We start from the raw sequence: 13,026 nt of genomic DNA on the forward strand, positions 1-13,026 counted from the left end.
AAATAAAAACCCTCTTCCTAAGAAGAGGGTGGAATACACACAGCAACTCTTCTTATCTGTCAGAGCATAAGCTCTGCAGGAATTGGCACCGTGTTTTCATAAAAATGAAAATCGGTTGCTGGGTATCATCGGGCCGGTCCCTCCACCACTCTGGATAAGAAAACTATTCAATTCACAAATAACAAACACAATTACCTAACTATGAATCCGACTATAACACCTTTGGAAATCATCTGTCAAACACTTTTTATGAATTTTCCAAAAATTGATGTATCGGTGCCTGGCACCATTAATATGATGAAATAAAGGGGGGCGTGATTTAATGGCTGTATATATTGTTGGTGCGGGTGATACGTTGGGGAACGTTTCAATGTTGTATGGTGTTCCGGTTCAAACGATTGTGGAATTAAATGGTTTGCCGTCTGCCGATTCCATTGTACCCGGTCTTGCTTTATATATTCCCGACAACAGCCTGCCGATTCGCTCTTATAGAATAAAACTAGGCGATGCCATATGGAAATTGGCCCAACAATATGGGACAGAAGAATCCCTAATCCTAATGGCCAATCCGGGAATCACACCTAACCAGCTTTACATCGGCCAAAACATTCTTATACCATCCCCTTTGAAATTAGCAATGACGACATTAGGTTTTATCGTTCCATCAGCAGTCAATGCTAATTTGGCAACACTAGATTCACTCTCTAGTGAGCTGACCTATTTAGCGATTGTGGCATATTCCATGACTGAACAAGGGTGGGCCTATAAGATGGTAGAAGATCAACCATTGGTTGATAGAAGCAATCAACGAAATGTTATGCCGTTATTAATGATTCAAAACTTTACAGGCGAAAATTTTAGCGCCGAGTTAATCGGAAGAGTACTAGAGAATCCGGAATATCGAACTAATTTGGTGACGAGTTTAGTGCATCTTGCTAAGCAAGGAGGATATGGTGGTGTAAGTATAGACTTTGAATTTATCCCGCCACCAAGGCGTAAGGATTTTATTGTTTTTTTAACGGATTTAAAAAAATCATTAGGCGAGCTTATTTTACATGTGAATGTTCATGCCAAAACAGAAGATATTCCAACTAATCGCATTATCGGTGCCTATGATTATGCTGGGATTGCTAGAGCTTGTGACCTTGTTGCCGTCATGACAATGGACTATGGCTACCCAGGAGGCCCGCCTGATCCGATCTCACCCATTAACTGGCTGGAACAAGTGGTTCAATATTCTCTCACGCAAATTCCTGCAGGTAAACTGCAAATTGCCGCACCTCTCTATGGTTATGATAAAGAGGTTCCATCCAATACAACGAAGTCATTATCCGTTCTTGCTGCCCAAAATCAAGCTATAGCAAATTGGTATTCAATTCAATTTGACGATATCAGTAAGGCGCCATGGTACCGTTATTGGCAGGGAGAAATGGAGCATGTCGTCTGGTTTGAGGATATTAGAAGTTACACCGAATTGTACCAGTTGGTTGATCGATATCAATTGTCTGGGGTCACCTTTTGGCAAATAAGTTTGCCGGCCCCACAAAATTGGGCATATTTGAGGAACAATGTGACGATTTTGCTACCAATACGTTGAAAGCGAACAGTGCCAGTTACTGTTCGCTTTGCCATTTCGACAATTAATCCTTTAACACTTTAAAGCATGTGGGGACAGTCCCCACATGCTTTAAAGTGTTAAAGTGGGTTCCGGAAAGGCGGAATTTTCCGTTAATGCGGAATGGTAGTTTAGATGTTTTCCGTGATTGCGGAATTGGATGGTAAAATTTAATTACTAGATAGGTAGTGTTAATGGAAGAGACTATATTTTCTGATGATTTAGAATATAAAATTACGTTGGCACGGTATTTGCAATTAAGGTTGGTGGAATCAAATTTCACGATTGGGGGTTTTTGGTTTAAATTGTAAACGCTTACGAGTAACATAGGGCAAAGAAAAAGGGTATGGAGAAATCAAATTCATAGGGGGATTTTCATGGATTTAATCGTCATTTTATTGGCACTTGGACTTTTAATGTTTGTTGCTTACAGAGGATTTTCAGTTATTTTATTTGCGCCGATTTGTGCACTTTTTGCTGTGTTATTAACAGAACCAAGTCATGTGCTGCCGTTTTTTTCAGGCGTGTTTATGGATAAAATGGTCGGCTTTATTAAGAACTATTTTCCTGTCTTTTTATTAGGGGCTATTTTTGGTAAGGTTGTTGAAATGTCAGGGTTGGCAGAATCGATTGCCAAGACTATCGTTCGTTCTCTTGGAACAAAAAGAGCAATGTTATCGATTGTTCTATTAGGAGCCATCTTAACGTATAGCGGTGTAAGTTTATTCGTCGCTGTATTTGCGATTTACCCATTTGCGGCGCAATTATTTAGACAAGCAGATATTCCAAAACGACTTATTCCTGGAACGATCGCACTTGGGGCATTCACGTTTACCATGGATGCTCTTCCTGGTACACCGCAAATTCAAAACGTTATTCCAACTTCTTTCTTTAAAACAGATATTTATGCGGCACCTGTTTTAGGGATTTTGGGCGGGATCTTTGTCCTTATTGTTGGTCTAATTTATTTAGAATCTCGTCGTAAAAAAGCTGAAAAAGCGGGAGAAGGTTACTTTGGATTTGGTGCAGAAACAGCTGCTACTGCTGAGGCTGTAGCAGGTAAGGACGAGGTTCCTACCAATCTTTCAACCGAGCAACCGTTAATGCGTCAAATTCTTGCTTTTGTTCCACTGATTCTAGTAGGTGTAACCAATAAACTCTTTGTTACAGCGATTCCAAAATGGTATCCAAATGGCTTTGATTTTACCAAAGTAGGCTTGGATGCATTAGGAGTGGTCGATGTGACCGCTTTTGTTGGGATTTGGGCAGTGGAAATGGCCTTGATTGTTGGGATTGTTTCTACCCTTTTATACAATTGGGCTCGCACGATGCAAAACTTTAAAGAAGGTCTTAATACCAGTATTGGTGGTTCGCTATTAGCGACGATGAATACCGCGGCTGAATACGGGTTTGGTGGAGTCATTGCTGCCCTTCCTGGATTTGCTTTAATTAAAAGTGGTATCGGTGGGACCTTTACGAACCCATTAGTTAATGGAGCTGTGACCACCACTACCCTAGCAGGTATTACAGGTTCGGCATCAGGTGGGATGGGAATTGCCCTAAGTGCGATGTCTGAAACCTATAATAAAGCGATAACCGCAGCCAATATTCCACCGGAAGTTATGCACCGCGTCATTTCGATGGCATCTGGGGGGATGGATACACTTCCGCATAACGGTGCCGTTATTACCTTATTGGCGGTAACCGGATTAACTCATAAGCAATCCTACCGGGATATTTTTGCGATTACCATTATTAAAACAGTAGCCGTCTTCTTTATTATTGCGTTGTATACACTTTTAGGAATTGTTTAATCATCTAGCATTCTTTCAAAAAAACAAAACGGGGGGATCGAAGTGGCTAAAGGAAAAGTTTTGTATTCGTTTGAGGACGCCATTAATGGGATTCAAGATGGAGCGACATTAATCGTTGGTGGTTTTGGACTTTGTGGGATACCTGAAAAAGCCATCCTGGCCCTACGGGAAAAAGGCGTTAAAGATCTAACAATCGTAAGCAATAACTGTGGTGTCGATGATTGGGGGTTAGGCTTGCTTTTAGCGAATAAACAAATCAAGAAGATGATTTCTTCTTATGTGGGAGAAAACAAGATTTTTGAAAAACAGTTCTTAAGCGGCGAATTAGAGGTGGAGTTAGTTCCGCAGGGGACGCTTGCCGAACGGATTCGTGCCGGTGGTGCTGGTATTCCCGGTTTTTATACGGCAACAGGTGTCGGTACTCCTGTCGCTGAAGGTAAGGAGCATAAAGAGTTTGATGGCAAGACGTATATTTTAGAAAAAGGAATTGTCGGTGACTATGCTTTCGTGAAGGGCTGGATGGCCGATCCACATGGCAATATCATTTACCGAAAAACGGCTCGCAACTTTAATCCATTAGCGGCAATGGCCGGGAAAATCACGATTGCAGAGGTGGAGGAAATCGTTGGAGTCGGTGAGTTGGACGCGAATCATATCCACACGCCAGGCATTTTCGTTCAGCATGTCCTGGAAGGGGAAAGGTACGAGAAGCGAATTGAACGGAGAACCGTAGCAAACATTTAGGGGAGGTAGTTCTAGTGGATGTACGTTTAAAAATCATTAAGCGAGCCGTATTAGAAATTGAGGATGGAATGAACGTCAACCTCGGGATTGGTATGCCGACCCTCGTTGCTAATGAAATTCCAGACGAATACAATGTCATGCTTCAATCAGAGAATGGCTTGCTCGGAATCGGTCCTTACCCAACGGAAGCTGAAGTAGATGCCGATTTAATCAACGCAGGTAAAGAAACGGTCACCGCTGTACCAGGATCCTCTTATTTCGATAGTGCCGAATCTTTTGCGATGATCCGCGGCGGCCATATCGATTTGGCTATTCTCGGTGGGATGGAGGTCGATGAGAATGGAGATCTCGCCAATTGGATGATACCCGGAAAAATGGTCAAAGGGATGGGCGGGGCGATGGACCTTGTCAATGGAGCGAAACGAGTCGTTGTGGTGATGGAGCATGTCAATAAACACGGCGAGTCGAAGGTGAAAAAACAATGCACGCTCCCTTTAACGGGGCAGCGCGTTGTACACCGGCTCATCACTGAGTTAGCTGTGTTTGATTTTTCAGATGAAGGAATGGTTTTAACCGAATTGCAAGAGGGCGTTTCGATAGAGGAAGTAAAGGAAAAAACGGAAGCGGACTTTTCCGTTAGCCCTTCATTATTAACGAATCAAAATTAGATTTATCGGGAGGAAGGAAAAATGGGGAAACTCCTTGAAGGAAAAACGGCCTTTATTACCGGTTCCGCCAGTGGGATTGGTTTAGAAATCGCCACCACTTTTGCACGAGAAGGTGCGAAAGTGGTGATTTCAGATATGAATAAAGAAAAAACAGAACAAGTGGCAGCGCAATTAAAGGAAGAGGGATACGAAGCTCTTGCTGCACCTTGTGATGTAACAGATGAGGCAGCTTTTAAAAGCAGTATCGAGCTAGCTTATGAAAGCTTTGGAGCAGTGGATATTTTAGTTAATAACGCTGGAATACAACATGTTTCCAACCTAGAAGAATTTCCAACAGAGAAATTCGAATTATTGGTAAAAGTGATGCTAACGGCTCCATTTGTTGGTATCAAGCATGTTTTTCCAATCATGAAAAAGCAAGGATTCGGGCGAGTGATTAATATGGCGTCGATTAATGGGCTGGTTGGATTCGCCGGAAAAGCAGCTTATAATAGTGCGAAACACGGGGTAATTGGATTAACAAAAGTAGCCGCTTTAGAAGGGGCAGCACACGGAATCACGGTCAATGCTTTATGCCCAGGCTATGTGGATACTCCACTCGTGAGAAATCAGCTGAAGGATTTGGCCACAACCAGAAATGTTCAGTTGGAAAGTGTTTTAGAAGAGGTGATATATCCACTTGTACCACAAAGAAGATTGCTAGATGTTTCGGAAATAGCGGACTATGCTGTTTTTCTAGCAAGTGAAAAAGCAAGAGGTGTCACAGGGCAGGCAGTTGTTTTGGATGGTGGGTATACCGTTCAATAAAGCAGTGGGGCGGAGCACGCTCACTAAAAAAGTCAGTAAAATGGTTTATTAAGCGCCTATCTATACCGATTCCAGCGTACTCTTCGTCCAGTATGGTATAGAGCCAGGTTCTCTATACCATTTCTAGTATAATTTTCGGTTGTTTTGGTATAGAGAGGGGGTTCTCTACCATTTCTAGCAAATTTATCGGTTGTTTTGGTATAGAGAGGGGTTCTCTATACCATTTCTAGTATATTTATTGGTTGTTTTGGTATAGAGAGGGTTTCTCTATACCATTTCTAGCAAATTTTTAGGTTGTTTTGGTATAGAGCCGGGTTCTCTATACCATTTTTAGCAAACTTTTCGGTTGTTTTGGTATAGAGAGGGGTTCTCTATACCATTTCTAGTATAATTTTCGGTTGTTTTGGTATAGAGAGGGGTTCTCTACCATTTTAAGCAAATTTTTCGCCCAATTTGGTATAAAGCCGGGTTCACTTTACTATTTCTACTATAATGTGCGGTCATTATGATATATAGACCGCCGATTTTTCATTAGTCTAGGACGGTTCTCCTGCTTTCTTTTGGAAGGGGTAGGAGACCGTCCTCGAATTTTTTTTGATATAATAAAAGTAACTATAGTCGTAAAGGTGAGTAGGATGATCAATACTACCAAAAATGAAATCCCATATAAATGGCTGCAGGAAATCGTGAACCTTTCCATTGATCAACTGGTAATTGTGAATCGTAAAGGAATCATTTGTCATATCAACTCTGGTTATTGTGACTTCCTTGGTATTACGAGAGAGGAAGCTCTAGGTAGGCATGTGACAGAAGTGATTGAAAATACAAGAATGCACATTGTCGCAAAAACAGGGCAAGCCGAGATTGACTCCATTCAATCGATCAATGGCAGTGAAATGATCGCTGATCGATATCCATTGATCATTGATGGGGAGCTAGTAGGTGCCTTTGGAGCGGTTCTGTTTCGTAATCCCGAGGAATGGTGGAGTTATAAAGAAAAAATCCAGCCTCTGTTGGAGGAACTAAAATTTTATCAAGCCAAATATGAAAAGGATTTGAAAAGTAAGTATCGTTTCCAAGATTTAATTGGAAATAGTCCAGTGTTTCAAAATGCGAAATTGCTAGCCGAAAGAATTTCAGGCAGCCAATCAGCGGTGCTCCTCCTTGGGGAATCTGGTACGGGGAAAGAATTATTTGCCCATGCCATCCATGACAACAGTCCCCGAGCATCATTCCCGTTTGTGCCGATTAATTGTGCCTCCATCCCCGAGAATTTGCTTGAATCAGAGTTATTCGGCTATGAAGATGGATCTTTTACCGGGGCGAAAAAAGGTGGGAAGAAGGGTCAATTTCAACTTGCGAATTATGGAACTATTTTTCTAGATGAAATTGGGGACATGCCACTATCGATGCAAAGCAAGCTACTCCGAGTTCTACAGGAAAAAGAAATTCAACGGGTCGGGGGACAAAAATCCATTTCGATCGATGTAAGAGTAATAGCCGCGACCCATCGAGATTTAGAAAAGATGGTGGAGGAGGGGGAATTTCGCAAAGATTTATACTATCGGTTAAATGTGATTAAAATTGAAATTCCACCACTTAGAAAGCGAAGAGAGGACATTGGCCTCATTGCCAGCGGCCTTTTGAAAAAACTAGAAAAAAGGTTTTACCGAAAAGGGATCGAGCTATCCCAACAGGTGATTAAAAGACTGGAGCAGCACTCTTGGCCAGGTAATATCCGTGAATTAGAAAATGTTTTGGAACGGGCCATTAATGTCCTTGATGGAAAAATAATCGAAATCAGCCATCTCCCTCTCTATCTTCGAGATCAGGAGGATCTCTATTATCCTGAAAGCGAATCCATGATAGTGGAAGCCAATAAGGAAAAAATGGACGAAATGGCACGGATTTTACCATTAAAGGAGACCCTCGCCATTGCCGAAAAACAAGCTATCCTTCAAGCTCTTGCCTCTACAAATGGCAACAAACAACAGGCAGCCAAGCTCCTGCATATAGGGAAAACCAAATTTTACGAAAAATGTAAGCAATATGACATATAGAAGAACAGTGGTGGGCGACACCACTGTAATAGCCAATCCCTCGGTGCTATTCCTGCACAGTTCTAAATGAAAGAACCAATAATATAATAAATAATGGTTCTTTGGTCATATTCCATTTATGGGGGGAAAAAAATGGGGCACGTGATAGAAGGGTTTATTGAGGTGACGGGAGGAAAGGTCTGGTATCGTAAGGTTGGGGATGGTCAAGGTGTGCCACTATTAGTTTTGCATGGCGGACCGGGTGGAATGACGATGGATAGTGATCCTCTTGTATCACTAGGGGATGAAAGGCCGATCATTTATTATGATCAATTAGGATGCGGCCGTTCAGACCGTTCCAACGACTCTACCCTATGGACAGTTGAGCGATATGTCGAAGAGTTAGAGCAAGTTAGATTGGCACTTGAGCTAGAAGAGGTGCATATACTTGGCCATTCTTGGGGAACGATGCTTGCAGCCTCATACGTGCTCACCAAGCAGCCTAAGGGAATTAAGAGTGTCATATTTTCCAGCCCCGCACTGAGCGCAATCAGGTGGGAAAGGGATCAAAGAGAATATCTTAAAGATCTACCAAAAGAGGTTCAGGATACAATAGAGGTTTGTGAAAAAGCGAATACAACAAATTCAGAAGCCTACCAAAATGCTATGATTGCTTTTTATGAAAGACATGTATGCCGTAAGCTTCCGTGGTCGCAAGATTTAATGGAAGCTCTGGAACAAATGAATCCAGAAATATATGGGCAAATGTGGGGAGCATCAGAATTCACTGTCACTGGTACTCTAAGAGATTATGACATAACGAACCGCTTGCATGAGCTGGAAATTCCAAGTCTCTTTATGTGCGGACGTTTCGATGAGGCGGCTCCGGAAACAACGCAATACTATTCCAGTCTAGTATCTGGAGCCGAGTTTAAAGTATTGGAAGAATGTTCACATATGACCTATGTGGAAGCCCCGCAGTTATTCTCAGAAACAGTAAGGGACTTTTTAAATCGACAATAACAAAAATATGTAAAGAAAGAAAGGCACCACTCAAAAGGTGGTGCCCTTGTTTTGTTACAAGTTTCTAAGCACAATGATTTTATTAGAATGAGTTCCCATCGAGATTTTTTGGCAGAAGAGAACTAAATATTCCTGCCACAATGAGTAATACGAAAGCGATAATAAACGAAAGTTGGTAACTACTTGTCGCATCAAACAAGACCCCAGGAATATAAGAACCAATCGCAGATCCGAGCTGATGACTCATAAATAACCAACCCGTTAGAAGCCCCATAGACTGACCGTTAAAATAATCCGAAAGCAATTTGATTGTTGGTGCAACGGTGGCAAAATCGACTAATCCAAATGATATGGAAAAGGCAATCAATAAAACCGGGTATTCTAGAAACACATTCATCACGCCAACATCACTTGACATCAAGATTAATAGAATAATGGTAGCCGCCCGAGCGAAATAAAGAAAAGATAAGATTTTTCGATTATCCAAACGGTCTGCCAAAATACCCGATACAAGCGTGCCTAAAATATTAAAAGCGGCTAAGGAACTAACAGCTGTACTAGTGACTCCTGGAGAAAATCCGCAAAACTGAGCGAATGGAATAAGATGTGTATCCATTAATCCCGTTGTCGTTACACCACAGACAAAGAACGGAATAAGAAGAAACCAAAATCGTCGGTCCATTTTTGGTTTGGCCAATGTGTTTGGTTCTACTACATTAGTAGTCTCAATTCCGGCATTTTCCACTTCCGCTCCATAGGCTGTTAGGCCCGCTTGGGATGGCTCAGATTTTAAAAGTAAAGCAAGAATCGGACAAACAATGACGATTAAAATCGAACCTAAAATGACAACTGTCCATTTCCAGCCAAAGGCATCGATTAATAAAATCGAGCTCGGCACAATCACCATCTGCCCAGCGCCAAAACCTGCTTCCACTAAGCCTAAAGCCAGTCCTCTTTTTTGCGAAAACCATTTCGTTACCACAACGGATGCGGTGACACCAGACGCAGCCCCAAATCCAACAGAGGCAACCAATCCGTATAAAATAAACAACTGCCACACCGACGTGACAAAGTAACTTAGTAACGTTGCGGCTCCAACAATAAAGGTACCAGCGACAAAAATTTTCCGGACGCCTAATGTATCAATTACCTTTCCAATCAAAGGCTGTGAAACGGCAAACACAATGAAACTAATAAAGGAAATCGCCGAAATCGTCCCTCTGTTGGTTGAAAAATAATCCTCCCATGATGCCATGAAGGCGCCAAAAGAGAAACGTATCCCTTGAGCAGCCAAAACGCCAAGGAAAGCTACTGCTAAAATAATCCACGCATAATGTAATCGACGATTCATGTTCCCACCACCTGTTTCCCGTTTTTCTATTATTCTTAAAATATCGCAAGGGAGGGGGATATACAACTTTGAAGTATCGAATCCCTAACGCCCATAGGAACCGTTAATTTAAGAGCCTATTTTTACTTGAAAATGATAAGCTAGGCTTAAACATAGGAAAAGGGGTAACCTAGTATGATTAAAAAGATAGACATCACAATTATCCTTAACGTTTTTTGGAAAGAATTGTAATTTAAAAGAACAGATGTAGGTGAAATATCAGTAAATGATTTAATCACTGGAGGTGAGCGATTGTCAAATTTGCTATTAAAAGATGCAAAAATCTATACAGGTGAAGAAGAACTCCACCATACTTCCATCTATATATCTGACGGCAAAATAGTGGCCGTTGGAGATTATCAGTATCTAAGAGAAGATTGTGAGGTTATCGATTGTAGCGGATTAGGCTGGGTTCTCCCTGGAATGATCGATGTCCATATTCATGGGGCTGGCGGTTATGATGTGATGGATGCCTCAGAAAAGGCGCTGTCTGAACTTTGTACCATTTTGCCGAAGGAGGGCACCACTTCTTTTTTAGCCACAACCATGACACAAACCGATATTTTGATTGAACGCGCATTGAGTCATGTTTCGTCCTATCTTAAAAACAGTAATCAACATGGTGCAGAAATTTTGGGGGTTCACTTGGAAGGACCCTTTATCAATGCGAAAAAAAGTGGTGCGCAAGTAGCGGAACATATTCAGTCCCCGAATGTGGAGAAGTTTAAAAGGTGGTATATACTTTCCGGTCAGTCCATCAAATTAGTAACGATGGCTACGGAACTGGATGAGCACTTTGTTTTGTTAAGCTACCTGAAAGAATTGGGTGTGACGATTTCAATTGGGCATTCCAATGGGACTTACGAAGAAATAACCAAGGCAATTGGTCATGGTGTTTCCCATGCAACCCACTTATTTAATGGCATGTCGGGGTTGCATCATCGGGAACCAGGTGTGGTTGGGGCTGCGTTACTGTCAAATGAAGTCTGTGTGGAGCTCATTCTAGACGGTTATCATCTCACTCCAGAAATGGCCGATTTGACGTACCGTTTAAAAAAGGCTGACAACATCATACTCATTACGGATGCTATGCGTGCAAAGGGGCTAGCAGATGGAACCTATGAACTTGGTGGCCAAGAAGTGATTTTAACAGACGGTAAAGTGACCAATAATGAAGGGGCTCTTGCGGGCAGTGTTTTGAAAATGATGGACGCAAGAAATCATTTTGCCAAATGGGTCGAAAACGACATTTCCGTTTTAACTAAAATCACTTCTGTCAACCCGGCAAAACAGATTGGCGTTTATGATCGAAAAGGCTCGATCCATCCGGGGAAGGACGCGGATATTATCATTGTTGATGACTCTGGAAAATTGATATTGACGATTTGTCGAGGGCAAATTTGCTACCGAACAGAATAGGGCGAGATGCTTCACTCGCCCTTTAATTCCTTCATCCCATTAATAAACGCCTTAATCACGATTTCTACACTTTCATCCAAGTCTAATTCCATTTTAAAACCGCCCCTTTGCTCGAGAGCAGCGAATCCATGCAAAATGCTGCGCAAACCTCTAACAGCATGTAAAGCCATATCGCCTTCCAGCTGAAAGGACTGTAGTACCAGAACGGTTAATTGGATAATTTTGGCCCCTGCCTTTTGAACCTCCACATCCTCTGGGTCGGGTGCCATTAGGGTGGCTTCATAAAGGCCAGGGAATTTTCGTGCAAAATGAATGTAGGCCTTGCTTAATGAGAGCAGGGCTTCCGTGCCTGATACTCCAATAGCAGCGATGGCCAGATCATCATAAAGTTTTTCGATTCCATAAATAGCTAGCTCTTTCCGCAATCCTTGCAGACCATCAAAATGGTTGTATAAGGATGGTGGGCGGATGTTTAGTTTTTTTGCCAAGTTTGCCAAAGTAACCTCTTGCATGCCAGATTGATTAGCTAAATCTGTTGCCGCTTCAAGGATGGTCGTTAATTCAAGTCCAACTCTTGGTCTAGGTGACATCTTTTATGCTCCTATCTTAGTTTTTTCTCTAGGTTATGGATAGCTTGTTTCATTGCTGCTGCAGGAATTTCTAGCATTTCGCCATGGCCGACTGCTAGAAGACTAGGTTCTAGCTCTGCTAATTTTTTCGCACTTTTCAATGCGGTTATTTTACTCCATGTACCAAAGGCAGGGAAGGGAAATAACGGTTTTACATCTCCCGCTACTGCCATCCCGCCTCTAGTTTGGAAAGCATCACCAGCAATCAATGCTTTTGTTCGACAATCCCAAAAAGACATTGAACCAGGTGTATGGCCAGGTGTTGCAATAGCTGTTAGCGACCCGATTTGGTCACCGTCATTTAGCAATATGGTTGCCCGTGTTTTTAATTTTTTGGGTACTCCGCCCTTAATAGGGATTTGATCCTCATCCTGATCCAATGAACGGTCACCATTCATTAAACGGTTATCGCGGATTGAGATATAAACAGGGACATGCGGAAGTTTTTCTTTAAGTAAATCCAACGCACCAACATGATCCTCGTGTGCGTGTGTTAAAACCATTTTGGTAATTGGCTTCCCAATGGAGTCGGCAGCTTTTAATATTCCCTTGGTACCAAAATTAAGAGCGGCATCGATTAAAGTTAAACCATCCTCCTCCTCTACCAAATAACAATTCACTGGAAAAAAGTTAGCCATAAAAGTCACTTGATACAAATACCCATTATTAATTAATCTCAACATGTTCACCCTCTTTAACTAATATCATTAGTTTTATTTTAACTAATGATATTAGTTTTGACAACTGTTTTATTATAAAAATTGTAAACCTTTAGACAGAGTGGAATTGTTTCATCATAGAGAGCCGGTCTCTACGACAAAACGAACGAAAAAGAAGGTGAAAGTGTCGTAGAGAGCCGGTTTCTACGACAAAACGAA

11 protein-coding genes and 1 riboswitch are annotated in these 13,026 nt (G+C 41.8%); of the genes, 8 read left to right on the forward strand and 3 right to left on the reverse strand.

Annotated features, from left to right (window positions below):
- Window positions 1–49 precede the first annotated feature (49 nt).
- Window positions 50–161: riboswitch (SAM riboswitch) on the reverse strand.
- A 161-nt stretch (window positions 162–322) separates the two neighbouring features.
- The 7 genes from ACX9YW_RS05810 to ACX9YW_RS05840 all read left to right on the forward strand — a co-directional run bounded on the left by ACX9YW_RS05810 (window position 323) and on the right by ACX9YW_RS05840 (window position 8,710).
- Window positions 323–1,597 (forward strand): glycosyl hydrolase family 18 protein, encoded by a 1,275-nt coding sequence (locus tag ACX9YW_RS05810; protein ID WP_460343183.1) that lies wholly within the window; start codon window positions 323–325, stop codon window positions 1,595–1,597.
- Window positions 1,598–1,992: 395 nt separating this feature from the next.
- Window positions 1,993–3,429 (forward strand): GntP family permease, encoded by a 1,437-nt coding sequence (locus ACX9YW_RS05815; RefSeq protein WP_460343186.1) that lies wholly within the window; start codon window positions 1,993–1,995, stop codon window positions 3,427–3,429.
- 42 nt (window positions 3,430–3,471) lie between these two features.
- Window positions 3,472–4,173, forward strand: coding sequence for a CoA transferase subunit A (locus ACX9YW_RS05820; protein WP_460343189.1), 702 nt, complete (start codon window positions 3,472–3,474; stop codon window positions 4,171–4,173).
- 14 nt (window positions 4,174–4,187) lie between these two features.
- The gene (locus ACX9YW_RS05825) at window positions 4,188–4,841 is read left to right on the forward strand and encodes a CoA transferase subunit B (protein WP_460343192.1); all 654 of its coding nucleotides are present in this window, start codon (window positions 4,188–4,190) and stop codon (window positions 4,839–4,841) included.
- Window positions 4,842–4,862: 21 nt separating this feature from the next.
- Window positions 4,863–5,648, forward strand: a complete 786-nt coding sequence (locus ACX9YW_RS05830; protein WP_460343195.1) for a 3-hydroxybutyrate dehydrogenase — start codon at window positions 4,863–4,865, stop codon at window positions 5,646–5,648.
- Between the two features lie 635 nt (window positions 5,649–6,283).
- The gene (locus ACX9YW_RS05835) at window positions 6,284–7,708 is read left to right on the forward strand and encodes a sigma-54 interaction domain-containing protein (protein ID WP_460343198.1); all 1,425 of its coding nucleotides are present in this window, start codon (window positions 6,284–6,286) and stop codon (window positions 7,706–7,708) included.
- Between the two features lie 132 nt (window positions 7,709–7,840).
- Window positions 7,841–8,710, forward strand: a complete 870-nt coding sequence (locus ACX9YW_RS05840; protein WP_460343201.1) for a proline iminopeptidase-family hydrolase — start codon at window positions 7,841–7,843, stop codon at window positions 8,708–8,710.
- A gap of 82 nt (window positions 8,711–8,792) precedes the next feature.
- On the opposite strand, the gene ACX9YW_RS05845 is transcribed toward ACX9YW_RS05840, so the two are convergent.
- Complete coding sequence (locus ACX9YW_RS05845; protein WP_460343204.1) at window positions 8,793–10,061, reverse strand: MFS transporter; 1,269 nt, start codon at window positions 10,059–10,061, stop codon at window positions 8,793–8,795.
- Between the two features lie 291 nt (window positions 10,062–10,352).
- Here ACX9YW_RS05845 and nagA point away from each other — a divergent pair, with 291 nt between their 5' ends.
- Window positions 10,353–11,519 carry an N-acetylglucosamine-6-phosphate deacetylase gene (gene nagA, locus ACX9YW_RS05850; protein ID WP_460343207.1) on the forward strand — a complete coding sequence of 389 codons (1,167 nt, stop codon included), beginning with the start codon at window positions 10,353–10,355 and terminating at the stop codon, window positions 11,517–11,519.
- 11 nt (window positions 11,520–11,530) lie between these two features.
- Here the strand turns inward: nagA and ACX9YW_RS05855 are convergent, their stop codons facing one another.
- Window positions 11,531–12,109, reverse strand: a complete 579-nt coding sequence (locus tag ACX9YW_RS05855; RefSeq protein ID WP_460343210.1) for a TetR/AcrR family transcriptional regulator — start codon at window positions 12,107–12,109, stop codon at window positions 11,531–11,533.
- 11 nt (window positions 12,110–12,120) lie between these two features.
- Window positions 12,121–12,828 (reverse strand): MBL fold metallo-hydrolase, encoded by a 708-nt coding sequence (locus ACX9YW_RS05860; protein ID WP_460343252.1) that lies wholly within the window; start codon window positions 12,826–12,828, stop codon window positions 12,121–12,123.
- Between the last annotated feature and the right edge of the window lie 198 nt (window positions 12,829–13,026).

The organism is Pseudoneobacillus rhizolycopersici (genome assembly GCF_054786815.1).

Coding starts and splice junctions, on each gene's coding strand:
- ACX9YW_RS05810 (WP_460343183.1), top strand. CDS start 323: ATGGCTGTATATATTGTTGGTGCGGGTGATACGTTGGGGAACGTTTCA.
- ACX9YW_RS05815 (WP_460343186.1), top strand. CDS start 1,993: ATGGATTTAATCGTCATTTTATTGGCACTTGGACTTTTAATGTTTGTT.
- ACX9YW_RS05830 (WP_460343195.1), top strand. CDS start 4,863: ATGGGGAAACTCCTTGAAGGAAAAACGGCCTTTATTACCGGTTCCGCC.
- ACX9YW_RS05835 (WP_460343198.1), top strand. CDS start 6,284: ATGATCAATACTACCAAAAATGAAATCCCATATAAATGGCTGCAGGAA.
- ACX9YW_RS05840 (WP_460343201.1), top strand. CDS start 7,841: ATGGGGCACGTGATAGAAGGGTTTATTGAGGTGACGGGAGGAAAGGTC.
- ACX9YW_RS05845 (WP_460343204.1), bottom strand. CDS start 10,061: ATGAATCGTCGATTACATTATGCGTGGATTATTTTAGCAGTAGCTTTC.
- ACX9YW_RS05855 (WP_460343210.1), bottom strand. CDS start 12,109: ATGTCACCTAGACCAAGAGTTGGACTTGAATTAACGACCATCCTTGAA.